This is a genomic window from Peribacillus sp. NPDC097198, from assembly GCF_044762055.1.
Classification (GTDB): domain Bacteria; phylum Bacillota; class Bacilli; order Bacillales; family DSM-1321; genus Peribacillus.
The window spans coordinates 214,676-238,739 of record NZ_JBIWDO010000002.1 but is presented as its reverse complement, the minus strand read 5'-3'; the positions used below and the strand labels follow the sequence as shown (position 1 = coordinate 238,739).

At 43.4% G+C, this 24,064-nt stretch carries 23 protein-coding genes and 3 riboswitches; of the genes, 15 read left to right on the top strand and 8 right to left on the bottom strand.

Annotation, left to right across the window (positions count from 1 at the left end; translation table 11 throughout):
* The first annotated feature begins 29 nt into the window (after positions 1 to 29).
* The 5 genes from ACIQXQ_RS04190 to ACIQXQ_RS04170 are packed head-to-tail and all read left to right on the top strand — an operon-like array spanning position 30 to position 4,178.
* Positions 30 to 1,100, top strand: a complete 1,071-nt coding sequence (locus ACIQXQ_RS04190) for a YheC/YheD family endospore coat-associated protein (RefSeq protein ID WP_402955658.1) — start codon at positions 30 to 32, stop codon at positions 1,098 to 1,100.
* Between the two features lie 3 nt (positions 1,101 to 1,103).
* Complete coding sequence (locus ACIQXQ_RS04185; protein WP_402867677.1) at positions 1,104 to 2,471, top strand: YheC/YheD family endospore coat-associated protein; 1,368 nt, start codon at positions 1,104 to 1,106, stop codon at positions 2,469 to 2,471.
* 50 nt (positions 2,472 to 2,521) lie between these two features.
* Entirely contained in the window at positions 2,522 to 3,664 is a 1,143-nt protein-coding gene (locus ACIQXQ_RS04180; RefSeq protein WP_402955655.1) for a YheC/YheD family endospore coat-associated protein, read from the top strand.
* Between the two features lie 60 nt (positions 3,665 to 3,724).
* Positions 3,725 to 3,928 carry a YheE family protein gene (locus ACIQXQ_RS04175; RefSeq protein ID WP_402955652.1) on the top strand — a complete coding sequence of 68 codons (204 nt, stop codon included), beginning with the start codon at positions 3,725 to 3,727 and terminating at the stop codon, positions 3,926 to 3,928.
* 58 nt (positions 3,929 to 3,986) lie between these two features.
* The gene (locus ACIQXQ_RS04170) at positions 3,987 to 4,178 is read left to right on the top strand and encodes a hypothetical protein (RefSeq protein WP_402867674.1); all 192 of its coding nucleotides are present in this window, start codon (positions 3,987 to 3,989) and stop codon (positions 4,176 to 4,178) included.
* Between the two features lie 29 nt (positions 4,179 to 4,207).
* Here ACIQXQ_RS04170 and ACIQXQ_RS04165 read toward each other — a convergent pair whose 3' ends face one another.
* Together ACIQXQ_RS04165 and ACIQXQ_RS04160 are read right to left on the bottom strand one after the other, a co-directional pair.
* Positions 4,208 to 4,432: a hypothetical protein gene (locus ACIQXQ_RS04165; protein ID WP_402955649.1), complete on the bottom strand. Its 225-nt coding sequence runs from the start codon at positions 4,430 to 4,432 to the stop codon at positions 4,208 to 4,210.
* A gap of 228 nt (positions 4,433 to 4,660) precedes the next feature.
* A riboswitch (cobalamin riboswitch) is annotated at positions 4,661 to 4,862 on the bottom strand.
* A 73-nt stretch (positions 4,863 to 4,935) separates the two neighbouring features.
* The gene (locus ACIQXQ_RS04160; protein WP_402955646.1) at positions 4,936 to 5,754 is read right to left on the bottom strand and encodes an MBL fold metallo-hydrolase; all 819 of its coding nucleotides are present in this window, start codon (positions 5,752 to 5,754) and stop codon (positions 4,936 to 4,938) included.
* A 326-nt stretch (positions 5,755 to 6,080) separates the two neighbouring features.
* A riboswitch (SAM riboswitch) is annotated at positions 6,081 to 6,190 on the top strand.
* A 69-nt stretch (positions 6,191 to 6,259) separates the two neighbouring features.
* On the opposite strand from ACIQXQ_RS04160, the gene ACIQXQ_RS04155 reads away from it, so the two are divergent.
* From ACIQXQ_RS04155 to ACIQXQ_RS04135, 5 genes are all read left to right on the top strand, one after another.
* Entirely contained in the window at positions 6,260 to 7,276 is a 1,017-nt protein-coding gene (locus ACIQXQ_RS04155; RefSeq protein ID WP_402955643.1) for a methionine ABC transporter ATP-binding protein, read from the top strand.
* Positions 7,263 to 7,931, top strand: coding sequence for a methionine ABC transporter permease (locus ACIQXQ_RS04150; protein WP_402955640.1), 669 nt, complete (start codon positions 7,263 to 7,265; stop codon positions 7,929 to 7,931). Before ACIQXQ_RS04155 ends, ACIQXQ_RS04150 begins: the two co-directional genes overlap by 14 nt.
* 50 nt (positions 7,932 to 7,981) lie before the next feature.
* Positions 7,982 to 8,803: a MetQ/NlpA family ABC transporter substrate-binding protein gene (locus ACIQXQ_RS04145; protein WP_402955637.1), complete on the top strand. Its 822-nt coding sequence runs from the start codon at positions 7,982 to 7,984 to the stop codon at positions 8,801 to 8,803.
* Between the two features lie 134 nt (positions 8,804 to 8,937).
* Entirely contained in the window at positions 8,938 to 9,837 is a 900-nt protein-coding gene (locus tag ACIQXQ_RS04140; protein WP_402955634.1) for a PucR family transcriptional regulator, read from the top strand.
* Positions 9,838 to 9,937: 100 nt separating this feature from the next.
* Complete coding sequence (locus ACIQXQ_RS04135) at positions 9,938 to 11,080, top strand: ABC transporter ATP-binding protein (RefSeq protein ID WP_402955631.1); 1,143 nt, start codon at positions 9,938 to 9,940, stop codon at positions 11,078 to 11,080.
* A 68-nt stretch (positions 11,081 to 11,148) separates the two neighbouring features.
* On the opposite strand, the gene ACIQXQ_RS04130 is transcribed toward ACIQXQ_RS04135, so the two are convergent.
* From ACIQXQ_RS04130 to fumC, 4 genes are all read right to left on the bottom strand, one after another.
* The gene (locus tag ACIQXQ_RS04130; RefSeq protein ID WP_402955628.1) at positions 11,149 to 11,559 is read right to left on the bottom strand and encodes a hypothetical protein; all 411 of its coding nucleotides are present in this window, start codon (positions 11,557 to 11,559) and stop codon (positions 11,149 to 11,151) included.
* Positions 11,560 to 11,787: 228 nt separating this feature from the next.
* A complete protein-coding gene (locus ACIQXQ_RS04125) occupies positions 11,788 to 12,984 on the bottom strand; it encodes an MFS transporter (RefSeq protein WP_402955625.1) in 1,197 nt (398 codons plus the stop codon).
* Positions 12,985 to 13,210: 226 nt separating this feature from the next.
* The gene (locus tag ACIQXQ_RS04120; RefSeq protein ID WP_402867664.1) at positions 13,211 to 13,453 is read right to left on the bottom strand and encodes a hypothetical protein; all 243 of its coding nucleotides are present in this window, start codon (positions 13,451 to 13,453) and stop codon (positions 13,211 to 13,213) included.
* Positions 13,454 to 13,560: 107 nt separating this feature from the next.
* A complete protein-coding gene (fumC, locus tag ACIQXQ_RS04115; RefSeq protein ID WP_402955622.1) occupies positions 13,561 to 14,943 on the bottom strand; it encodes a class II fumarate hydratase in 1,383 nt (460 codons plus the stop codon).
* Positions 14,944 to 15,262: 319 nt separating this feature from the next.
* Positions 15,263 to 15,377: riboswitch (SAM riboswitch) on the top strand.
* An 84-nt stretch (positions 15,378 to 15,461) separates the two neighbouring features.
* Between fumC and ACIQXQ_RS04110 the strand changes: the two genes are divergently transcribed.
* The 3 genes from ACIQXQ_RS04110 (at position 15,462) to ACIQXQ_RS04100 (ending at position 18,286) form a co-directional block, all read left to right on the top strand.
* On the top strand, positions 15,462 to 16,574 hold the full coding sequence (locus ACIQXQ_RS04110) for a methionine biosynthesis PLP-dependent protein (RefSeq protein ID WP_402955619.1): 1,113 nt from the start codon (positions 15,462 to 15,464) through the stop codon (positions 16,572 to 16,574).
* The gene (gene metC / locus ACIQXQ_RS04105) at positions 16,571 to 17,752 is read left to right on the top strand and encodes a cystathionine beta-lyase (protein ID WP_402955616.1); all 1,182 of its coding nucleotides are present in this window, start codon (positions 16,571 to 16,573) and stop codon (positions 17,750 to 17,752) included. The genes ACIQXQ_RS04110 and metC overlap by 4 nt, the downstream gene beginning before the upstream one ends.
* 72 nt (positions 17,753 to 17,824) lie before the next feature.
* Positions 17,825 to 18,286, top strand: a complete 462-nt coding sequence (locus ACIQXQ_RS04100; RefSeq protein WP_402955613.1) for a GNAT family N-acetyltransferase — start codon at positions 17,825 to 17,827, stop codon at positions 18,284 to 18,286.
* Between the two features lie 69 nt (positions 18,287 to 18,355).
* Here the strand turns inward: ACIQXQ_RS04100 and ACIQXQ_RS04095 are convergent, their stop codons facing one another.
* Both ACIQXQ_RS04095 and ACIQXQ_RS04090 read right to left on the bottom strand, forming a co-directional pair.
* Complete coding sequence (locus tag ACIQXQ_RS04095) at positions 18,356 to 20,374, bottom strand: ABC transporter ATP-binding protein (protein WP_402955611.1); 2,019 nt, start codon at positions 20,372 to 20,374, stop codon at positions 18,356 to 18,358.
* Positions 20,371 to 22,122: an ABC transporter ATP-binding protein gene (locus ACIQXQ_RS04090; RefSeq protein ID WP_402955608.1), complete on the bottom strand. Its 1,752-nt coding sequence runs from the start codon at positions 22,120 to 22,122 to the stop codon at positions 20,371 to 20,373. The genes ACIQXQ_RS04095 and ACIQXQ_RS04090 overlap by 4 nt, the downstream gene beginning before the upstream one ends.
* 519 nt (positions 22,123 to 22,641) lie before the next feature.
* Between ACIQXQ_RS04090 and ACIQXQ_RS04085 the strand changes: the two genes are divergently transcribed.
* Both ACIQXQ_RS04085 and ACIQXQ_RS04080 read left to right on the top strand, forming a co-directional pair.
* Positions 22,642 to 22,812 (top strand): hypothetical protein, encoded by a 171-nt coding sequence (locus ACIQXQ_RS04085; protein ID WP_402867658.1) that lies wholly within the window; start codon positions 22,642 to 22,644, stop codon positions 22,810 to 22,812.
* 83 nt (positions 22,813 to 22,895) lie between these two features.
* A complete protein-coding gene (locus ACIQXQ_RS04080) occupies positions 22,896 to 24,011 on the top strand; it encodes a DUF2515 family protein (RefSeq protein ID WP_402955605.1) in 1,116 nt (371 codons plus the stop codon).
* The last annotated feature ends 53 nt before the right edge of the window (positions 24,012 to 24,064 follow it).

The window sequence follows — 24,064 nt, the reverse complement described above, 5'->3', positions numbered from 1 at the left end:
AGACCATCCATAAAAGGAGTTGCTGGCACGTGTTAATAGGGCTAATGTCCACGAAAGATACACAAGAAAATCATTATTTCACCGAGCTAGCCAAGACGGCTAAAACCCTTGGCATGAATGTTTGTAAGTTCGTACCGGAAAATATGGACGTTGATTCGAAGAAAATCAAGGGCGAGCGCTTTGATGGGGAAAAAGAAGTTTGGCTTCCTGCTTCACTTGACCTTCCTGATTTTGTATATGACCGTTGTTTTCATGGCATTTCCCGTGAGCATAATGATATACGTGAGAAAATAAATTGGTTAAAAGAAAACTCGAATTTTCTTGGGCTTGGCCTCCCTGGCAAATGGGATGTTTACCAAACATTGAAAACCAATCCCCTGCTTCAAGCCTTTTTCCCAGAGACGGAGCGGGTCACGACACCTGAGCAAATAATCGACCACATGGAACGCCTGGAAAAAATCATCATTAAGCCCGAGTTTGGATCAGGCGGTCTTGGCATTTACCTTCTGACGAAAACTAAGGAAGGCACAACCGTCTCCATGACCAAAAAAGGAACGAAATATGACCGCCAATTCGAATCAAAATCGCAACTGAATAAATGGCTACAGCACTTATTAACTCGCTATAGTTACCTATGTCAACCTTATTTAGAATTGAGCAACCAGAAGAACGAACCATTCGACTTACGGATTTTGCTTCAGAAAAACGAAAAAAACCAGTGGCTGGAACGGGGGCGGGGCATTCGTCTTGGGAAACAAGATCATATCACTTCCAATCTGACGACTGGCGGAGAAGCCTTATCGCTTGAAGCCTTCATGAAAAAGAATCCTGATTCCATCCCGGTAACCGTCGAACAAACCATCCAGCATATCCTCCGGACTCTCCCTGTGGAGACGGAAGGCGCTTTTCAAAGGCTATTCGAACTTGGAATCGATTTAGGCATCGATAAGGCGGGGAAAATTTGGATCTTGGACATTAACTCCAAGCCCGGAAGAAAGATCATCCAAACACTCCAACCAGAGTCCATGAAAGAAATTTATCAAGCCCCGTTCAAATATTGCCAATATTTATCCGAACATCTTCTGAAAGCAGGTGAATGACCCATGCGAAAGACATACCCTGCAGAGATTGCCAACATCCCCGGCCACGTCCTTTTTTATCCGTCTGACCTTGGGGAATTGGGGGATATCGAATTAATTTATTTTGGGCAGCATTCCTGCCCTGCAGCCGTCAAGCCAAATCCAGCCATCAAGCAATCAATCGTACTCTCGAATAGTCTTGCAGATTCTTTGATGTTCAACGAGATCGATACTCCCCTTCATTTATTTATATACGGGAAGAGCCTTCATATCGGCCCGCTCATTGGAATTTTCTCATCAGGCTTCACAGGCATTTCCAATAAACCGCTTGGGGAACGTTCCGGCTTTTTTTCGAAATTACTTTCTCTCAGTCAAACAACCGGTTGTATCCCCTTTGTTTTCGGTGAGAATGTCATCAATTGGGATCAAGAAACGATTAAAGGATATGTATATGAGAAGGAAAACTGGCAGATCAACGAATTCCCTTTTCCCAACGTCGTATATGACCGGCTTCCCAACCGAATGACGGAAAACCGTGAGGGGCCAAAGGAAGTGAAGCAAAAGTTCCAAAAGGAATATAAGATTCCTTGGTACAATCCTGGTTTCTTCAATAAATGGGATGTTTACGAACGGTTGAATGCGGATGATCGGGCTTTGCCATTTTTACCGGAGACCTACCCTTTTCAATCTCTATCCGTCGTCGAGACGCTCCTGTCGCATTATCGCCAAGTCTATATCAAACCCATTCATGGTAGCCTTGGCCTCGGCATTCATCAAATTCTGTATGATAAGCATGAAAATGTCTACTATTGCCGGTATAAAAATGAGGAACAGGAAAACAAATTACAAAAGTTCTCCACACTCGAATCCATCCTCAAACATGTATTTCATAATCGACCGCTTGAGAACCTGATCGTTCAACAAGGCATCCCGTTAATCCGCTCTTCAAAGCGGCCAGTGGATTTCAGGGTCCATACGAACAAGGACAGCAATGGGGTTTGGCAAGTGACGGCCATCGCCGCAAAAGTTTCCGGGGCTGGCAGTGTGACGACCCATATTAAAAGCGGCGGGGTCATCAAGACGGTTGCCGAACTATACGGAGATGACGAAGAAGCTAAACGGATCGAGGAAAAGCTATCAGAAGCCGCTCTTATATTAAGTGAAAGCATCGAGGAGCACCTAGATGGCATCATAGGAGAAATCGGCTTCGATTTCGGATTGGATAAAAAAGGGCAAGTATGGATGTTCGAAGCTAATTCTAAACCAGGCCGTTCTATCTTTTCCCATCCAAAGTTAAAGGAATTTGAACTTTTAACCAGGAAGCTCAGCCTTGATTATGCCATTTATCTTACCGAACAGACGATTTCACAAACGATTGGTACACAGAAATGAACATTTTTTATGATGTTCCCTCTGAGAGATGGAGCCATAACGAGGAAGATATGCAGCTATATGCGGGAGCCGCGAATGAGGAAATCCCTTTTAAGCAGGACACCCAGGATCAGGCACTTTTTCCGATTACTTTATTTCCGGGAAACCGGGTGCTAGTCGTTGGTATCTTGACCTCTCTAGATCCAAAGAAGGAATCAGGTATAGGGGGGAATTTGACACTTTTTCAGAATTTATCTCAATATTTATCGAATCATGGGATATTGGCCTATGTATTCACGGTTGAATCCTTGCTTTCCAACTACATGAAAGGCTTCATCTTTTCTTCACAAACGAACACATGGAATGAGGTAAAATTACCACTGCCCGATATCGTTTATAATCGCATTCCCAAAAGGGGATTCGAAGCATCGGAAAGTTTTCAAGAACTCCTTTCCTTTTTTAAAGAACATCGCATCACTTTATTCAACCCTCATTTTTTGGATAAGTACTTGATGTACGAAGCATTGACGGAAGATGGATCTCTAGCCCGCCATCTTCCATCGACCATAGACCTATCCGACCCTACCCAACTAGCGGACTTCTTACATTTCCACAAACATATTTATTTGAAACCATGCAAAGGAAGCCAAGGTAAGGGCATCTACACCCTGCTAGAAAAACCTGATGGCACCCTCCAATTCAATAGCCTGAAACATCAGGAATTGTACCCTGATTTCTCCGCGTTTTGGGAAGCCAATAAGGCGTCGCTCAAAAAGAGGGGGTATCTGGCCCAACGAGCGGTCATTCCAAAGAAACTGAATGGACACCGATACGATTACCGTATTCTTGTTCATTATGAAAATGGGTTTTATAAAGTGACCGGCAAGGGCGTGAGGATGTCGCAAACCCAGGAAATCACAACCCATACGCCAAGGGGGGGAAAGCTTTTTCCCTATCAGCAGCTACAAACGAGGCCGTTAAACAGGAAGTTGGCGAACATTGCGCAAAGATGTGGAATCATCCTCTCCAGGAAGTTTGGCTTTCTTGGGGAATTCTCCATTGATATCGGGGAAGATACATCCGGTGCTCTATTCATTTATGAAGTCAATTCAAAACCCATGCAATTTGATGAAGAGGAAATTGAAGCGAGCCGCCTACTACATTTAAAAAACCTGTTCATTGAATTAACTTTTCCGAATCACATAAGAAAATAACCTCCATCCTGCTTTTTCCATTATAATGAAATGAGAAACAGCGATATGGAGGTTATACATATGATTACGCATTTTCAATGGAAGCCGTTGCACAAGAATTTACCTGGCTGGAAGATTTCCTTTTACTTCAATAAATTGGCCGTCCAAGCCCTCTATCATAAAGATGGGTCCATCGAGTGGTTAACCAATCCGCCTGAAGAATCAGAGGAAGAAAAACTTAAGGGCATGATCCATGATTTAATGGTGTATCACGTGTACGAATAAACAGAATAAAGAATCCCTCTTTGGCTAACACTATTAAAAAGCCAAGGAGGGATTTCATTTGGATAAAGAAAAGATTACATTTCTGAAGGATACCGAGTATGACGGTAAGGATTCTGTATACCTCGATATCGATCGTATCATCAATGAAGGACTTGCTGGCGGAAACGTCTATGAAGCCGCGGACACCTTGAACATTGAGGAAGCCCATGACTTTCATGATGAAACGGAACCGAACATCAATAAAGATTGAAAACAAGGGCTTCCCTTATGGGCGGCTCTTTATTTGATTTCTTGATAGCCGAATATTTCTATATTCACTTGGCTAAAGGCTCTTTCAAGATTTGCTTCGTATTCTTTCCTATCTTCTACGTTTTTGCCATGAACCTGGATTTCCTCAATCAAGCTTGCTCGGCAATCATCTAAAGATATCATTTCTTCCACACAAAAGTTACGCATGATTTGCGCTTTTAAATAGTCCGTAAAATGCTCAACTGTACCAAACAATGATATGGCCCCCTATGATAGCTGTCCTGTCTAATTAACAGGATTCTTTTTGAATATTGTCCAATATGGACTTGTAAAAAACAAAAAACAACTTCCCATTCAGAAGTTGTTAGAGTGCAAACGAAACATAACAAAAATGACCATGATTCCCCATTTTTCTACAAAAATAAGAAAGCATGTTCTTGCTAATTTTTCGCACTTAACACCCCCTATCCTCGTAGGTTTCTGGCGTTGTGCTAAAAACGGGCAGGTCTCCTGGCTCATGATCATCGCTTTTCGAACCTTCCCATCTTTTCTTGCAAAAAAGACAGTGGCATTCCTTCGAATCGCTCTCATTTACAGTTGCGGGACAGCGTCGGATTCTAACCGACTTCCCTTTTAAGCAGATAAGCTACACTTTCTTATCTGCACCCATTTCTAGACGAAATACTATTTTTCAGTTTAACTGTATCAAATTTTCACTAGGATTACAATGAGGCTCCTGCCTTGTTCTTGGGCCCTATCTATCCTCTGTCCTCTGAATACACCCTACTCTCTTTCAGTATCGATGTAATGATATGCTCCGAATCCCATTCATGACCGGATATCTCGATAAGCGGATACCGATTAGGCAACACGTTTTGCTGAATTTCATGGACTTCCAATCCTTGATCATGCAAACGCAGAATTTCACCGCGCAGATTTTCCAAGTAACTGAGCTTTCTTTCAAACATTTCCTTTCCGTTCGGGACATATCCGGCATGGCAGCAAAAGACCTCTTTAAAATCATACTGAAGCAGTTTCTTGATGGATTCCATGATGACCGGGATAGATTCTTCCCTTAAAACGAGCTTCGTTTTCGGCGTTACAAACAGGTCACCCGAAAACAGCATGCCATTACTATGGTTCAGGTAAACCATATGGTCCCTCGAATGCCCTGGCGTAAAGATTGGCTCCCATGTTTGAGTGCGTGAATGGACGACCCCTCCTAATGGTTCTGCCTTGAAGGCATCCCTATCTCCCCAAAAAACTCTACGGTAATCGGGATATTCTGCATCCTTTGCACAAATATCGAGGGACATCGGATGAATATAGATGGGAACGTTCCTATGTTCCTGTATCCATGCGGCCCCACCCGTATGGTCCTCATGATAATGCGTCAGCGCAACCATATCGTAATCAGCGGTTTCAAAGAATGGAGTAAGTTCCTTCAACAAGATTTTTGCCCCCGTATCAACTAACATGCCATCGGTTAAGAACACATTCACGCTCATGCCTGATTTGTTTCCTTCCGGTGTCCCTTTTACGCAAACCACATCGTTTATCGTTTTCATTTCCAGCATGACTTTCCACCCCAATCATTTTTTTGGAAAAACTCATCATCCTTTATTTTCTAATTTACTTACAATAAATGTATTATCTCTCCATACTTTTTACAAGTATAATATTTTTTCTAATGATGGGAGTGATCAAAGTCCATATTCTTACGCAGACAGGCCATGTAAGATCCGGGACGTTCCGTGTAACTTAGCAAATGGCCACTATAATCTGGGCAAGTAGATCGTTTGATTCATAATCTTGATAAAATTCAAAAAATAATTGACATTACTGTATTTAACAAATAATATAGATTATATTAAAAAAATAATAAAATACTAAAATAGTAATTAACTTATCAAGAGTGACTGAGGGACCAGGCCCTATGACGTCCGGCAACCGCCCCACATCGGGAATGGTGCCCCTTCCTGCAGAATGAAATACCATTCTGAAAGATAAGACGGGATATAATTTCGCTGCCTCTTTCTGAATGATAGAGGTAGCTTTTTTATGTATAAGGAGGATAGCATCATGATTGAAATTCGTTCAGTTCGAAAGGAATATATCTCGAAGAATACCCGAGTTATCGGAGTGGATAATGTATCTTTAACCATTCAAACGGGAGAGGTTTATGGGATTGTCGGGTATAGCGGCGCGGGAAAGAGTTCATTGATTCGCTGTCTGAATCTTCTTGAGCGTCCGACCAATGGTAGCATCATCATCGATGGCGTCGACTTAACAACCTTATCAATCCAGGAGCTTCGCAAACAACGCCAGAAAATCGGCATGATATTTCAGCATTTTTCCCTAGTCAGTTCCAAAACGGTTTTTGACAATATCTCCTTCGCCTTGAAAGCCGCCCATCAACCAAAGGAGGTCATTACTAACCGCGTTCTGGAACTTTTGGATATCGTTGGCCTTCGGGATAAAAAAGATGTTTATCCGGCTCAACTCAGTGGCGGACAAAAACAGCGGGTAGGCATTGCACGGGCCTTAGCGAATGACCCTACCGTCCTATTATGTGATGAAGCGACATCAGCCCTTGATCCAACCACTACGAAGTCGATCTTACAGTTGTTGAAAAAGATCAATAAAGAACTGGGCATCACCATCGTGTTGATCACCCATGAAATGGAAGTGGTCAAGGAACTGTGCCATCGTGTCTCCGTCATGCAAGATGGACGAATTATTGAAGATGGCCCTGTTTATGAAATATTTTCCCAACCCAAACAAGAACTGACTAAGCAGTTCATCAGCAGCGTGTTGGATTTTGAACTTCCTCCCCACCTTATAAGGGAAAACAAAGGAACGATTATCAAAATACAATTTGAAGGGCAAACTGCTGGTGAATCGATTCTCTCGGATACTCTACAAAACTATTCTGTCAGAGGGAATATCCTGCACGGGAAAATTGAATATATCCAGGATGTCCCTCTAGGAATCTTGATCATCGAATTGATTGGTGAGCCTGAAGAAGTGCAAGTAGCCCTTGAATACATAAGAAGCCGGACCCAATCTGTGGAGGTGTTAAAGCATGTCACTGCTTGATTCCATCATCAATATTTTGCCTGACCTTAATAAAGCCTTTCTGGAAACGATTTATATGGTCGGAATTTCCCTTGCGGTTGCCCTCCTGATTGGACTGCCTCTAGGAGTATTGCTGTTTACGACGACCAGGAATTTGTTCTTTGAAAATATCACGTTGAATCGATCCCTCGGTTTCGTGGTTAATCTAGTCCGCTCGATTCCGTTTATCATTCTTTTAGTCGCTTTGCTTCCTTTAACCGAATTCCTTACCGGGTCAACGATTGGACCGCTAGCGGCTTCCGTTTCCCTATCAGTCTCCGCCATTCCTTTTTTCGCTAGGATCGTAGAATCTACATTGAGGGAAATAGATAAGGGAGTGATCGAAGCCGCCATTGCAGTGGGCGCTTCCCCATGGATGATCATCAAGGATGTGCTTCTTCCTGAAGCAAGGCCTGGAATCATCCAAGGCGTGACATTAACGACGATATCACTCATCGGCTTCTCGGCTATGGCAGGAACAATCGGCGGAGGAGGAATCGGTGACCTCGCGATTCGTTTCGGCTATTACCGTTATGACAACACGATCATGATCACAACGGTGGTCGTTCTGATCTGTCTTGTCCAAATCATCCAAATGATAGGTGATAAGGCCTCTCACTATGTAAACAAACGATAAGATTCATGAATGTTAACGATGACACTACATTAAACAAGGAGGAATTTTTCATGAAAAAAATCACTTCATTATTATCTATATGTGCATTAGCCCTTGGGTTGTCAGCTTGCGGAAATGACGATGCGACAACTAAAACGGAGGACAAGAAAGAATTAAAAATCGGGGCAACGACTGGCCCTTATGCCGACATGGTCATAGAAGCCATACAACCCGGACTTGAAGACCTTGGCTACAAAGTGGACATCGTCGAATTCAGTGATTATATCCAGCCGAATAAATCACTTGGTAATGGTTCGATCGATGCCAACCTCTTTCAGCATAAAGTGTATATGGATAATTTCGCAAAGGAACATGACTTAGAGCTCTCTGACCTTATTATTGTTCCAACGGCACCGATGGGCATTTACTCCACGGAATACAAATCATTGACCGATATTAAAAATGGTGCGACCATCGCCGTTCCCAATGACCCAGTCAACCTCTCCCGTGCACTTAAAGTTTTATTGGATGAGGGCCTGATTGACGTGGATCCGGATGTTGATCCATTAAGAATATCTGAGAAAGATGTAACAAAGAATCCGAAGAACATTCAATTCGAACCACTGGAATCGGCACAATTACCTCGTGCAACGGACAGTGTTGACCTATCGGCCGTTCCTGGTAACTTTGCGATTGCCGCCAAAATGGACCTTCAAGATGCTCTTGCATTAGAAAACATGCCAGATACGTATCGCAATGTCGTGGCTGTAAACACTAAGGATAAAGACGCCCAATTTGCAAAAGATATCAAATCAGTTGTAGAAAGTGCCGAATTCGAAAAGGTGATTGATGACAAGTTCCAAGGCTTCGGTAAACCCGATTGGATGAAATAAGGAAACAGCAAGTATGGGTCTGCTCCTGTCTGGGGCAGGCCTTTACTGATTAACAATACCTACGAACGCAGTCATTGTTTTCTTTTCCGCTTTGCCCTTTTTGGATATAATGGAATGGAAAGAAGGTGAACATGATGCTTAATAAGCTTAAACATACATTCCCAAACTCCCTTTCAGATAAAAAGGATGCACAGGACATCTCGGCATATTTCTGGTTGGAAGATCCATTCGGCCATACAATTGGCATTCCCCGCTCAGACATATCGGCGGAGGGAATCCGTTTGCTTACGCTACTCTTTGACACTCCATCACTCCAAAGTCCAAACACCTCCACTACCCAAAAAACTACTTGGAATGATTTTTTATTTGGGCCGCGTGCCTCCCAGCCCCTAACGAACTGGGAGAATGTCCGGTTCACCTACTTTAACCTGGCCCATGGGGATTTTTCACACGATCATTTCGAGGAAGCGATTCTCTCATTCGTACCATCCGATTCCATCCTGGTCTGGGAGAATGAAACGGCGGGAACCTTAATTGAATCAGACATGGATGAACCCTTATCGACGCATGATTTTCTCGCCATCTCATCTACACTCGAGAGTGACTTTTACGTGAAGATCAGGGTCTATGCCGGTCGATTTCACCCTGTCGATGCGGACCTTCATCACCATCTGATACAAGAGAGAAAATGTTTCACACTTTCTTTGCTCCATCTATCCGATGTTAAGGTGACGGAATTACCCAATATTATCCCCTACGCACTCATGAATGCCTGTACTGACATGGATAAAAGATGGTACATCAATGAATTGCTTGGCAAGACGCGGCAGGATCATGAATTGATCAAAACGGTTAAAACGTATATCGAATGTAATTCCAACGCCTCATCGGCAGCTAAACAACTTTATATCCATCGGAACAGCCTGCAATACAGGATAGATAAATTCGCTGAAAAAACAGGACTGGATGTACGGAATTTCCCGCATGCTTTGGCTGCCTACCTCCTCATTCTCTTAAATGAGCAAAAAGGATAATTATCCCTTTTGTGCAGTGTGCCCATATTTATTTCAGCATTGATAGAGTAGACTATAAAATATCATTACGAATTTAGGAGTTTAAGAGGAGGAATAGTTCATGGCAGAGTTAGTATTGGATCATATCTTCAAGATTTATGATAATAAGGTGACAGCCGTTAAAGACTTCAACCTTAGCGTGGCCGATAAGGAATTCATTGTTTTCGTCGGACCCTCGGGGTGTGGAAAGTCGACCACTTTAAGGATGATTGCCGGCCTTGAGGACATCTCCCAAGGGGATCTTTTTATAGATGGCAAGCGGGTCAATGACGTGCCTCCAAAAGATCGGGACATTGCGATGGTTTTCCAGAACTACGCTTTATATCCTCATATGACCGTCTATGACAATATGGCTTTTGGACTGAAGCTAAGGAAAACCCCGAAGAAGGAAATCAAGCAACGCGTCCATGATGCTGCCAAGATCCTTGGACTTGAAGACTTCTTACAACGGAAGCCGAAAGCCCTTTCTGGCGGGCAGCGCCAGCGTGTGGCACTTGGAAGGGCCATTGTCCGGGATGCCAAAGTCTTCTTGATGGATGAGCCCCTTTCCAACCTTGATGCAAAACTTCGGGTACAAATGCGCGCAGAAATCGCTAAACTGCACAAACGGATCAATACAACAACCATTTATGTCACCCATGACCAAACAGAAGCCATGACCATGGCCACCCGGCTTGTAGTCATGAAGGATGGCATCATCCAGCAAGTGGGTGCACCGAAAGATGTCTATGAAAAGCCTGTAAATGTTTTCGTAGGCGGATTCATCGGCTCACCTGCCATGAACTTCTTTACGGGTACCTTGCAGGATGGATTCATTCAAATTGGGGAGCAAACACTTGAGGTGCCCCCTTTCAAAATGGATACGCTTCGTAATCAAGGCTATATCGGAAAAGACATCATTCTTGGCATCCGGCCTGAGGATTTCCATAACGAAGAAACGTTCATTTCCGCATCGCCCACTTCAACATTCACGGCTCAAGTCGATGTGGCCGAGCTAATGGGTGCCGAAATCATGCTCTATTCGACATTCGCAGGACAGGACTTTGTTGCCCGGGTGGATGCCAAACATCTCATCCAGGCTGGTGATGCCATTGACCTGGCCCTTGATATGAATAAAACCCATTTCTTCGATAAAGAGTCCGAGCAACGCATTTTTGACGAAGAATCAGAAATGGAAGGCAACCAGCAAACGAAGATGGCTTAAGTAATTACTTTTTGATTTGGATTTGCATACAAATGAGGGAAGCCTTATCGCCCAAGGCTTCCCTCAACTTATTTCTCAAATCGAACCAATGTCTTTTTAGGCATTTCAATCGAATCAACATTCAATGTATCCATTTTTAACGTTAACTCACCTACTCGTTTTTCTTTCTCCTCCCCTACCCAGCAACTATACAATTCGAAATATTCACCTTTTTCAAGATAGTCATTCATCATTTCGCATAATGCTGTAAGCTTCTTTTTTGATTCAAAACACTGGCTTGGACTCATATCTTTTGAAATTTCAATTCCCCAGTCGGATGACACTTCATAAACAAACTGTGCCGTGAATTGATACTTTTTCACATGTTGTTTGTCGTACTTACTTGAAAAACAATCTCCAATCTGAATTAAGGCGTTATGCTCCCCATCTTCACAAGGAAGGAGTTCCACGTTACACCCAATATAGCTCGCTAAACTCACATTACATGCTCCTTTATACTACATATATGGACGATCCGCCGAACTATTCTATTCCAAAAACTTACCTCATCCACTTCTATCGACCCGCTCCACGTTTCTTTTTTCAGCTTCATTATCCTGCGTCTAATCGCCTGCCTACCACGAAGCAATAAGACTTTAAAATATGGCATTCACGTTCATCACTTCATAAAGATTCATGAGGTAGTCCTCCCATCCAAGGTAGGGATCTTAATTAGCCCAACGCTTCTTCAACATTCCATTCAACTTTTCAGATCCGAACAGCATGGCCATCACATAAACCAGAGCAAAGTACGGAAATACATCAAGCGTAGTGTACGAAGCAATTAACCCTAGAAAGGGCGGCAAAAGGGTGGTCCCCGTGTATGCCACAGCCATTTGATATCCTATGATGGACGGTGAATGGGTTTTACCGAACCTGGCGGGGGTCTCATGAATCATGCAAGGATAAATGGGGGCCAAGCCCAATCCGACTATAACAAAACCGACAAGCGACATCGTAACCGGCAAGGGCAGGATAAGGAGTACCGTCCCAATAAGTGCTGCAATCTGTCCCAATCGGATCAGCAGCTGATGGTTGGTGACCTTCAAAAGAATAAATCCTGTTATAAGCCGTCCTAGCATAATACCCGTATAGAAAAAAGAGACCCCTTGAGCGGCCAAAGCAGCTGACATGCCCTTGCTATTCACAAGATAGCTGCTTCCCCACAGTCCTAGCGTTGATTCAACGCCGCAATAGAAAAAGAACGTGAACAATGCATACTTGACTCCTTTGATTTTAAGCGGCCTTTCCTTGGATACCCGTTCTTCCGAGTAATCCGGATTCACTGCGCTACGTTCATCGATTGGCACCCTCCGAGAGACTAGCTTCCATAATGGGAGGGTTAACACGAGTAAAAGGGCTAGGGTGAACTGGATATAGGAAATGGTTACATAACCAGCTCTCCATGTGCCTTGATTAGCCATATAATAAGACATCATGATTGGGCCTATGCTTGCCCCCACTCCCCAAAAGCAATGAAGCCAGTTCATATGATGGGCTTTATAATGCAAAGCCACGTAGTTATTCAGCGCAGCGTCGATAGCTCCTGCACCCAGCCCCAAAGGGATCGCACAGATAATAAGCCAAGCCAGAGAGGGAGAATAGGCAATGCCAAATAAGGCCACCGCTGTCAGGGCCACACTTATACACGTGACCTTTCCCGTCCCCAGTCGTTTATTTAGCCAGCCGCTAGCCAAGCTTGAGAAAATGGTCCCTGCTGCAACAATCATATAAAGTAAGCCTGCAGTCTCCAGTGGCTGGTCATAATCAGACTGCATGACCGGCCAGGCAGCACCCAGTAAGGAATCTGGAAGACCCAGGCTTATGAAAGCCAAGTAAATCATAACCAATAAGAGCATTGCCAAGGATACCACCCTACTTTCCATTCACCACGAATAACTCACTACCATAACATTATACGGCGAGACAAGCCCACTATCCCTCTATTTTTCCACTATGAATTTCCAAATCCAAGTTTAGGTAACCTCCTTTTCATGAAAAAATGATCCACATAAAAAAGAGACTTCTCATTTTTATGAAAAAGTCTCGATCATTAATTATTCTTAGGTCTCACCCTATTATTCAAGAACTCTATTCCTGTACCAAAATCACTTCATCGTGTCCGCAGTTGGGGCACTTCATAATATGCGGGCATTGTCCCTTTTGAAGGGATTCGGGAAAACCGTCATTTTTTTTCAATGTATCAATATCCATATAAGCACTGTAATCATCGGCATAATCCATCAATTTCCCTTGATCTTCAAGGTCACTACTGCATTTAGGGCATTCTAAATGCATTTTTCTAAGACCATTGCATAGTGGACATAAAGACATGACCATTCCTCCTGTTCGATTTATCTAGTTTAAGTATTCGTTTATTCCATCATTTTAACACATCAAAACATCCTCCCTACATGCGAGGAAGGATGCTTACCTGTTGATTATTTATTGACCATGTTAGCAGGGTCAACCCATGCTTTGAATTCATCTTCCGTTAGGAATTCAAGTTTCAACGCCGCTTCTTTCAAAGTGGAGTTGTCTTTGAATGCAGTTTTCGCAATTTTAGCCGCTTTTTCATACCCAATATGTGGGTTCAATGCCGTTACGAGCATAAGAGAACGATCAACATTTTCTTTGATCTTATCTTCATTCGCTGTAATTCCTACCGCACAGTTATCATTGAAGGAATGAATGCCATCTGTCAATAATTTAACGGTTTGCAGGAAGTTGTAAATGATGACCGGTTTGAAAACATTCAATTCAAAGTTCCCTTGGCTTGCTGCAAAACCGATTGTAGCATCATTTCCGACAACTTGTGTCGCAATCATTGTCATTGCTTCACATTGGGTCGGATTCACTTTACCTGGCATGATGGAGCTGCCTGGCTCATTTTCAGGAATGGCGATTTCACCGATTCCGCTTCTTGGGCCACTTGCCAGCCATCTAACATCATTGGCAATCTTCATTAAATCAGCAGCCAACGCTTTAAGAGCACCGTGTGCATAAACAATTTCGTTATGGCTTGTTAAAGCATGGAACTTATTATCCGATGTGACAAATGAATGTCCTGTATCCGCTGCGATTTGTTTAGCAGAAAGTGCCGGGAATTCTTTTTTCGTATTGATTCCAGTCCCTACAGCCGTACCGCCCAATGCAAGGTTCAATAATTTTTGGCTACTTTCTTCGATCATCGCCAAATCTTTACCAAGCATTGCTTTCCAACCGGAGATTTCTTGGCCAAGAGTTAGTGGTGTCGCATCTTGAAGATGGGTCCGTCCAATTTTCACGACATCCCAGAATTCTTTTTCTTTGGCTTCGAATGTGTCACGAAGCACTTTAATGGCCGGTACCAATTTTTCGGCAACTTCCATATAAGCTGCGATATGCATGGCTGTCGGGAATGTATCGTTAGAGCTTTGCGCTTTGTTAACATCATCATTCGGGTGAAGCATCTCAGTTTCGCCTTTTTCCTCTAACCATTTATTCCCTTTGTTTGCGACAACTTCATTCACGTTCATATTACTTTGTGTGCCGCTACCAGTTTGCCAGACGACAAGTGGGAAATGTTCGTCAAGCGTCCCTTCAAGGATTTCACCACAAATTTTAACGATGGCATCCTTCTTCACTTCTGAAAGATCGCCAAGTTCAAAATTCACTTTTGCTGCCGCTTGTTTTACGTAAGCAAATGCATGAACTAATTCAATCGGCATTTTTTCATAACCGATTTTGAAGTTATTACGGCTTCTTTCCGTTTGAGCACCCCAGTACTTATCAGCAGGAACTTTTACTTCCCCCATTGTATCTCGTTCGATTCTATATTCCATGTGTTCTCCTCCTATATTCGCACTATCCACTGAGAAACAATATGTATATGTAATGAATAATGACGTTTTATATGATCCCCTATATATTGTACAAACTTTATTATTGTAAAGCAAAAAAAACGGAACACAAATGACCTTTTCCTTCAGAAAAGTCCGTTTAATCTGAATCCGGTTCTATTACTCTGTTGAATTCGTAATTTTATAATGATAAATCTGATACATGTTCCATAATAGCTAGTCCCAAATAACCGTCTATTAGGAATGTCCTTGACAGAATCCTATATTTATAGTAAATTCAAAAGAAATTGAATAATCAAAACTCTTATCGAGAGAGGTAGAGGGAATGGCCCTATGACACCTCAGCAACCTTCATTTGTTTCAAACCAATGAAAAGGTGCTAATTCCACAAGTTTGTGTAACTTGGAAGATAAGAAGAATGACTCTATCCTACTTATTCAAGTCTTCTTCTTAAAGAAGACTTTTTTTATTTTATTTAACTAAAAGGAGCAGTGAAAATTATGTACAAAACAGAAACCTATCTTGCTCAGCTTGGAAACCGCAGTGAAACGGCGACAGGAACGGTCAATCCGCCCGTTTACTTCTCGACGGCTTTCCGTCACGAAGGAATTGGTCAATCAACAGGATTCGACTATACACGAACAGGAAACCCTACACGCCAGCTATTGGAGCAATCTATCGCCAAACTAGAACATGGCGATCAAGGATATGCATGCAGTTCGGGAATGGCTGCCATTGCCACCATCCTTTCCTTATTCAAATCAGGGGATGCATGGATCAGTAGCGAAGATTTATATGGCGGTACATATCGTTTATTAGAGCATGGCTTTAAAAAATGGGGGCTACAATGCGAATATGTCAATACATGTTGCCTGGAGGAAATTGAAAAAGCAATCACCCCTCAAACAAAGGCCATCTTTATTGAAACTCCCACAAATCCTCTTATGCAGCAAACGGACATTCCAGCCGTCGCCGCTCTTGCCAAACAATACAATTTACTATTGATTGTTGACAATACTTTTTACACGCCGATCATCCAACAGCCCCTCTTACTTGGTGCTGACATCGTGATTCACAGTGCAACGAAATATCTAGGTGGCCATAATGACGTGTTGGCCGGCTTGATTGTGGCAAAAGGCGCCGAGTTATGTGAGTCCCTTGCTTTCCACCATAATGGTATGGGAGCGGTCTTGAGCCCATTTGATTCGTGGCTGTTGATGCGCGGGATGAAAACCTTGGCACTGAGAATGGAGCGTCATGAAAAGAACGCCAAGGTTATCGTTGATTATTTGACGGAACATGAAAGTGTAACGGATGTTCTCTATCCTGGTCGTGGCGGCATGATTTCATTCCGGGTCAATGATGAAGCGGTGGTCAACCCATTTCTACAGTCCCTTTCATTGATTTCATTTGCCGAAAGCCTTGGTGGCGTCGAAAGCTTCATCACGTATCCGGCGACACAGACACATGCCGATATGCCTCTTGAAGTTAGAACGGCAAATGGAGTTTGCAATCGACTCCTTCGATTCTCTGTCGGCATCGAGGACAGCGGAGATTTAATCGAAGACCTGCAGCAGGCATTTGCTCAAGTAAAAAAGGAGGCAATACGATGACAAACCAAGAATTCAGTTTTGAAACCAAATTACTACACAACCAACATAAATTCGATCCAACAACAGGTGGGGTGAGTGTTCCGATCCAGCATGCTTCCACCTTCCATCAAACCGACATTGATCAATTTGGCAAATACGATTACAGCCGGAGCGGGAATCCGACGCGAGAAGCACTGGAAGATATCATTGCGGAACTGGAAGAAGGCACGCGCGGATTCGCTTTTTCATCCGGGATGGCTGCCATTTCAACGGCTTTCCTCCTGCTTTCTGCCGGTGACCATATCGTCATCTCTGAAGATGTATACGGAGGCACATTCCGAATGGTAACAACCGTGCTGACCCGTTTTAACATCGAACATACCTTCGTGGATATGACGGATCTTGAGAGTGTAAAAGCGGCCATCCAGCCAAATACGCGAGCAATCTATATTGAAACGCCTTCCAATCCCTTGCTTAAAGTAACCGATATTAAAGCGGTATGTGATATCGCCAAAAGCATTGGCGCATTAAGCTTTGTAGACAATACATTCCTGACACCTGCCCTGCAAAGACCGTTAAACCTCGGGGCCGATATTGTCCTGCACAGTGCAACGAAATTTTTGTCTGGACATAGTGATGTCGTAGCAGGCCTTGCCGTCGTAAAAGACCCGGACCTTGCCGATAGACTTGGTTCCCTCCAAAACTCTTTTGGAGCGGTGCTCGGTGTTCAGGATGCCTGGCTTGTGATGAGAGGTCTGAAAACCCTATCCGTCCGGATGGAGCACTCTCAAAAAGGTGCTGAGAGAATTGCGGAATATTTAAAACAGCAACCGTTAGTGAAAAACGTGTATTACCCTGGTCTTTCCGACCACCCACAACACGGCATCCAGGAAAATCAAGCCAGGGGAGCGGGAGCTGTTCTATCATTCGAATTGGAAAGCGAAGAAATTTTCCGCTCGTTCGTAAACCATGTCGAGTTACCCGTATTTGCTGTAAGCCTCGGGGCCGTCGAATCGATTCTATCTTACCCGGCTAAAATGTCCCATGCGGCCATGCCTGCAGAAGAAAGGGAAAAACGCGGCATCACGAACAGCTTGCTTCGCTTGTCCGTCGGTTTGGAAAATCCTGATGATTTGATCAGGGACTTTGATTTAGCCCTTAAGAAAAGTGCAGAAAAACAGGCCGTTTCTACTAAATAATCGGATGAGAAGGATAAAAGGAACAAGTAATGTTAGGATTTTAATTCAGGATATTTCAAAGGAGAAAAGGATTTGAAAATCGATCGAACAGACGATTATGAATTAGTTGCTAGATTGAATAAATACGTGCACGATTTACATGCGAATTTATATCCTGATTATTTTAAGCCATATAACTTCCAAGAAGTTAAAGCTTTTTTCCAAGGAATCATCCATCGAGACGAATTCACTTTCCTGAAGTTGGAGGATGAAGGAAAACCTTTGGGATATGCTTGGATTGAGTTAAGAAACCTTCCCGAAAATGCCTTTAAAAAAGCGTATAAATCTGTATATGTTCATCAAATAAGTATAGTGGATAGTCAAAGAAGAAAAGGATATGCTACTACGTTGATGGATAGAATTACTGATTTTGCAAAAGAAAACGGCATTAACAGGATTGAACTGGATTATTGGTTCGATAACGAAATTGCAAGGAACTTTTATAAGAAGAATGAGTTTGTAAAATACCGAGAATTTGTTTACAAGGAAATGTAATCTATATGAGCAAATGAGAAAGAAGAGGAGCAAATGCCCCTCTTCTTTCTCATCCTACATATTATGAATCTATCCAGCCATCCCCTTATTAGGTCCAGCCTGCAGTTCATACATTTGATAGTATTTCCCCTTTTGTTCCATCAACCCTTCGTGTGTCCCCTGTTCCACTATCCGCCCTTTATCCAATACGAGAATCTGGTCGGCATTCTTGATCGTGGATAATCGATGCGCGATGATGAAAGTCGTTCTTCCTTTTTTCAACACTTCCATGCCTTCTTGGATGATGGCCTCTGTTTCCGTATCGATGCTCGCCGTTGCTTCGTCCAAGATCAAAATCGCCGGATCGAAGGCCAGGGCGCGAGCAAAGGAAATCAGCTGTCGTTGTCCCGAGGACAATGTCCCACCTTTTTCAATCACCGGTTCATCAAGCCCTAATGGCAAATGCCGCAACACTTTATCTCCACCAACATCCTTTAACGCTTTTTCTATGGTGGCCCTTGTGATCCTTTCCTGGCCTAGACTGATATTGGAAGCAATCGTTCCCGTGAATAAGTAAGGATCCTGAAGGACGATTCCCATATGTTCCCTTAAGGTTTGATGGGGAATATCCAAAATATCCTTTCCATCAATCTTAATGGATCCCTCATTGCTGTCATAAAAACGGAACAGTAAATTCATGATGGAACTTTTCCCTGAACCAGTATGGCCCACCAATGCGACCGTTTCTCCCTGACTAGCTGAAAAGGATATGTCCTTTAAGACATATTCATTTTCCTTATAGCCAAACGATACATGTTCGAATGCCACATTGCCTTTATATCTGGGAATGTTTCGATCGCTGACTTGAATGCCCGGCTCATCCAACAGACTGAAAGCCCTCTCCCCCGCAACCAATGCCTGTTCCAGGTTCGCGAACTGATTGACGATTCCATGTAACGGATGAAGCAGTCGGCTGATCAAGTCGACGATGGCATACATCATCCCGAGTGAAACGGCTGAGGTCGCTGTAAGAGACATCCCGCCAAAATACCATACAAATGCGATGAGTGCGATAACCTTGATGACTCCAATCAAGTTTCCCCCCGTCAAGGAATTCAAATGAAGCATCTTGTTTTGATAAAAGTAATGATCTCGGTTCAAGGTTTCAAATGACTGTTTCGTTTCCTTTTCACGTCCGAATGCTTGAATGATATTCATTCCTGAAATCGATTCATTGATCATCCCATTGATATCACTGACTCGTTCCCGAATGATATGATTATATTTCGAGGCGAATTTACGATATACCTTCGTCCAGATAATAATGATGGGAACAAGTAGGAGACCCATGAGACCCGCACGTGCATCCAAAATGTATAAGGCAATAAGTACACCGATGATGTTGATCGTACTCGAAAAGAAATTGGCCAGGACGGTTACATATAATTCGCGGATGGCCTCTGTATCATTTGTAACCCTGGCAACGACCTTACCAGCAGGCATATTGTCAAAATAGCGGATTGGCAAACGGGAAATGTGGGTGAAAATATCATTTCTCATCCGCTGGATAATCCGGTTGGCGGCTTTCTGTAAATAAAAGCTCTGTCCGTATTGAAAGACGGAGGAAATGAGGACTAGACCGAAATAAAAAGCGACCAGTCCCAATATCCTTGGAATTTCCGGTTGATAAAACCCCATCAATTCCTGGGTTGATAAGGGTTCAAATGCCGTCCTCGTTTCTTTTCCGCCTTTTTCAATGACTAATGTATTTCCATCTAAACTGCGGCGCCCATCCACCGGGACCGCTTTATCGACGAAGACGAATTGGCTACCGACCTGTAGCACCCGGACCTCTTTCCCTTTCTCTTCCCCTTTTGAAAAATAGGCATCCCTTTTGTACCAGTGATTTTCGTATTCCACGGCATCTTGCCCTTTTTCCGTTTCATGCCAAGATGATTCGATTCCCATTATATGAGAGTCGATGATTTTTTTAGCGACGAATGGACCGCTTAAATCGGCGGCAACGGAAAGGGCCAGCATGATCAGTGCTCCGATGATTATCTTTTTGTAAAGGGAAGCATATTGAACGAGTTTTTTTACAACCTTCATGCCCCGACCTCCGTTCCTTCATTAACTTGTTGCCGTTCATATTGCTCCTTATACCAGCCTTCTTTCTTGAGTAAACTTGCATGTGTTCCCTCTTCGATAATCGTCCCATTGTCGAGGACGATGATATGGTCCGCATGTTGAACGGCCGATAAGCGGTGGGTCGTGATGATTGTCGTTTTCCCCGCCCGTTCATTTTGGATATTTTTGATGATCGTCGTTTCCGTTTTAGCATCCACGGCTGAAAGGGAATCATCCAGGATCAGAATTTCCGGATTTTTAATCAAGGCTCTTGCTATCGATATCCGCTGTTTCTGTCCTCCTGATAGAGCGACCCCCTTTTCACCGACGAGCGTTTCAAGCCGGTTAGGTAGCATCGTTACATCCTTCTCGAAATCTGCAAGCCGGATCGCTTCTGCAAGCTCTTCTTCCGAGGCATCCAGCTTTCCGAAGAGGATATTATCTTTCACGGACCTTGAAAATAAAAAGTGATCCTGTGGGACATACCCGATTTTGCCGCGGACATCCCCGAGTTCAAGCCGTTCAATCGGCATTCCCGCAAATACGACTTCCCCGCTTCCCAGTGGGTATTCCCTCAGCAATTGCTTCACGAACGTCGTTTTCCCGCTTCCTGTTTTACCGACAATCCCTAAAGTGCGGCCTTGTTCCAGTTGAACCGATATATCAGACAGATTCACCACTTTTGAAGAAGGGTAGGTAAAACTCACTTGGTGAAACGCGATATCATCCCCGTTCAAAGATTGCCCGGGCTTCAATGGATTTTTCACATCGGCTTCATAGGAAAGGGTATCTTGAACACGGTCTAAAGATGCATTCCCCCTTTGCATGACATTGATCAATTCGCCTACGGCAATCATTGGCCAAATCAACATGCCTAGGTATACGTTGAATGATACAAGGCCTCCAAGCGTGATGGCTTGTTGAAAAACAAGGTACGCTCCGTATCCAAGGCCGATTAAGTAACTAATGCCGATGATGATGGTGATCGTCGGATCGAAAAGGGCATCGATCTTTGCCACTGCCAGGTTTTTGCGATAAACATTCTCCGTCATCTCATCGAATCTCTTTTCATCTTCCCTTTCCTGGACGTATGCACGTATGACACGCACGCCGGAAATGGACTCCAACACTTTGTCATTCAGCTCACCAAATGCTGATTGTGCATCCGTAAATCGCTTATAAATTTTCTTCACATAAATCTGCATCATGAGGGCCATGATGGGTAGGGGCAGTATAGCCGCAATCGTTAGCTGCCAACTGACGGTCACGCCCATCATGATGACGACCATGAATGTGAAGACGACCGAGTCGACCAGTGTCAATATTCCGAAACCAGCCGTTTGCGAGATGGCTTTTAAATCATTGGTCGCCCTTGCCATCAGATCACCAGTACGATTTTTCTCGTAAAAGGTCGGTGTCATCTTCAATAAATGCCCCATGAATCCTGACCTGATCTTCCTTTCGACCAAATTCCCGCCACCAAATAAAAGGTAACTCCATAAGTATCCAAATAAATAGCTGACACACATAAGAACAAGCAAATAAGTAACATACCGCACCAAGGCATCTTGGGTCATATTGCCATTGTTCATATCATCGATGGCATTCCCAATGAGCCGTGGGGGGATGACTTCCATTACATTTACCAAACATAAAAAGATAATAGCCCAGGTATACCGCCTCCACTGCTCTTTAAAGAACCAGCTCAGCTTCTTGAATATCGCAAACATGAATTCCTCCTCCTTATGTAGTCACCACCAAGGTTGATTGGCCACTATTTGGCTCTCCCGCTCGAAGCAGTTATCCACAAGCTTTGCCCCCTCTGACCTTCCTCCTCTTACACGTGTATACGGAAAGGATACTGGCCTGCCCACAATGCTCTCTAAACAGGAAAAGCTCCCGCATCATTTAGCAGAAGCTTTCAATATGCGTAAGAAAACGCATCAAAAAGCAGGCCGCGAATATCCACAACCTGCGCACATGCTATCCAAAGAAACATATAAGTCTATTACTTATATAGACAATGTCTCGGGCCAGGCTGACGTATGAAAATATACGATCATTGTTTCTTTTTGCTTATCGAATTTCGTCATGACGTCCTCCTCCTTTTAAAGATACATTGGAAATAATTAACTTGTTTTTAAAGATTACTACGGGTGTATATTTTTGTCAATTGTGACTTTTCTAGATTATTGTTGAATAATCATTTATCCTATAGGGATAACGTAACCTTAAAGGAGGTTCATTCTATGAATTGGAGAAGCTATATACTACTGGCTGTTCCATTTTTATTACTATCCATTTTCATTGCATTTGTCGTTCCCGAAAAATACAGTCCGTTAGCTTTCATTCCTGTTGGGCTTTTCTGGGTCGTCTACTATATCATCATGTATTTGAATAAGAAGAAAAAGAACCGTTGATCTAGTACGATGGCTCTGCAGGAGCAACGCCCCTTTCTTGACTGCTCTGCATATACTAACCGAAAAACATTCGTGGTGATTGTATGTTCTCGCAATATGTGCAGAAGCTGTTAGGTGGAGCTCCACAAAAGATTCAACCCGTCTTGGATGCCGGGAATTTCGATGCATTGAAATCCAGATTGGAACTCGAGCTTAAGCAGCCTGCGGAAGAATCCATCATTTTCTTTCCTGAAGAATCCTCCCTTATAAAAAACATCCGGGCTGAGACTGCGGCCCAGAACCGGAATAACGTGACCAGGACTCAAGCTTACCTTTCCTATTACAAGCGAAACCCCGAGGTGCATTGGTCTTTTTTAGCTCATATGGTTTCTAGGAACGGTGGCTATCATATGACGGACTTGGCCAGTTCTTCCATGACCCATCTTCTCAACAGCGAGGATCGGCAAAAATTCTTCCTTTTCCTTGAACGGGCAAATTCGGCCATTTTTGCCGATGCCTTTCCACAGCTCCTTTTATATGAAAAGGCCAAGCAAAAAAATATTCCCTTAAGTAAATATTTGCGGATCTTCCATATCTCCAACTTCATGGCCCCCATATGGGAATCCTTTATCCATGAGCCCCATTCTCCACTTTTAACAAACGCCCTCATTATCAATGAACAAAGGATGCTGGAAGAACGCGTATTGAAACGCTCCCGTCATGGTGAAATCCTCCGGAGGCTCGATTTCCGGATACAGGAACTTTTAGGCTTTACGACGGTGCTCTTTCCTTATGCATACCAGAAAAAGCGCTATTCATTAACCGGCCTGACCGTTTCGCGATTTGCTGATCCCCTTCAACGAATCAAGACCGGCAAGACCCTATACCAGCTTCTCTTTCAGCACCCCATGATCCTCCAAGGTGTCGAGCAATTCGCAACCAATCATCCCCACACCGCTTCCCGGGCAGACTATTGGGATGATGTGTATACCTCTACATCCATTTCCGGCGTGGAATCGAAGGTATACAGCCCAACCCTCCCCACCGCCTGGAGTGATTGTCCGGTTTTCCCTTTGCCCCGGACTGATTGGTTTACGAAAGAAGCCTTCATTTATGATTTACAAGACTTGCCGCTTGTTCAGAAGGTGGACCTGACAAGCAAGGTGTTAGAAAATGTCCAACACTTAAAGACCATCAATGAACTGAAATCTTTCATTTGAATCCATGCCTCTCATTACGAATACAACTCCCATCATTTGGAAACAATGAGTAC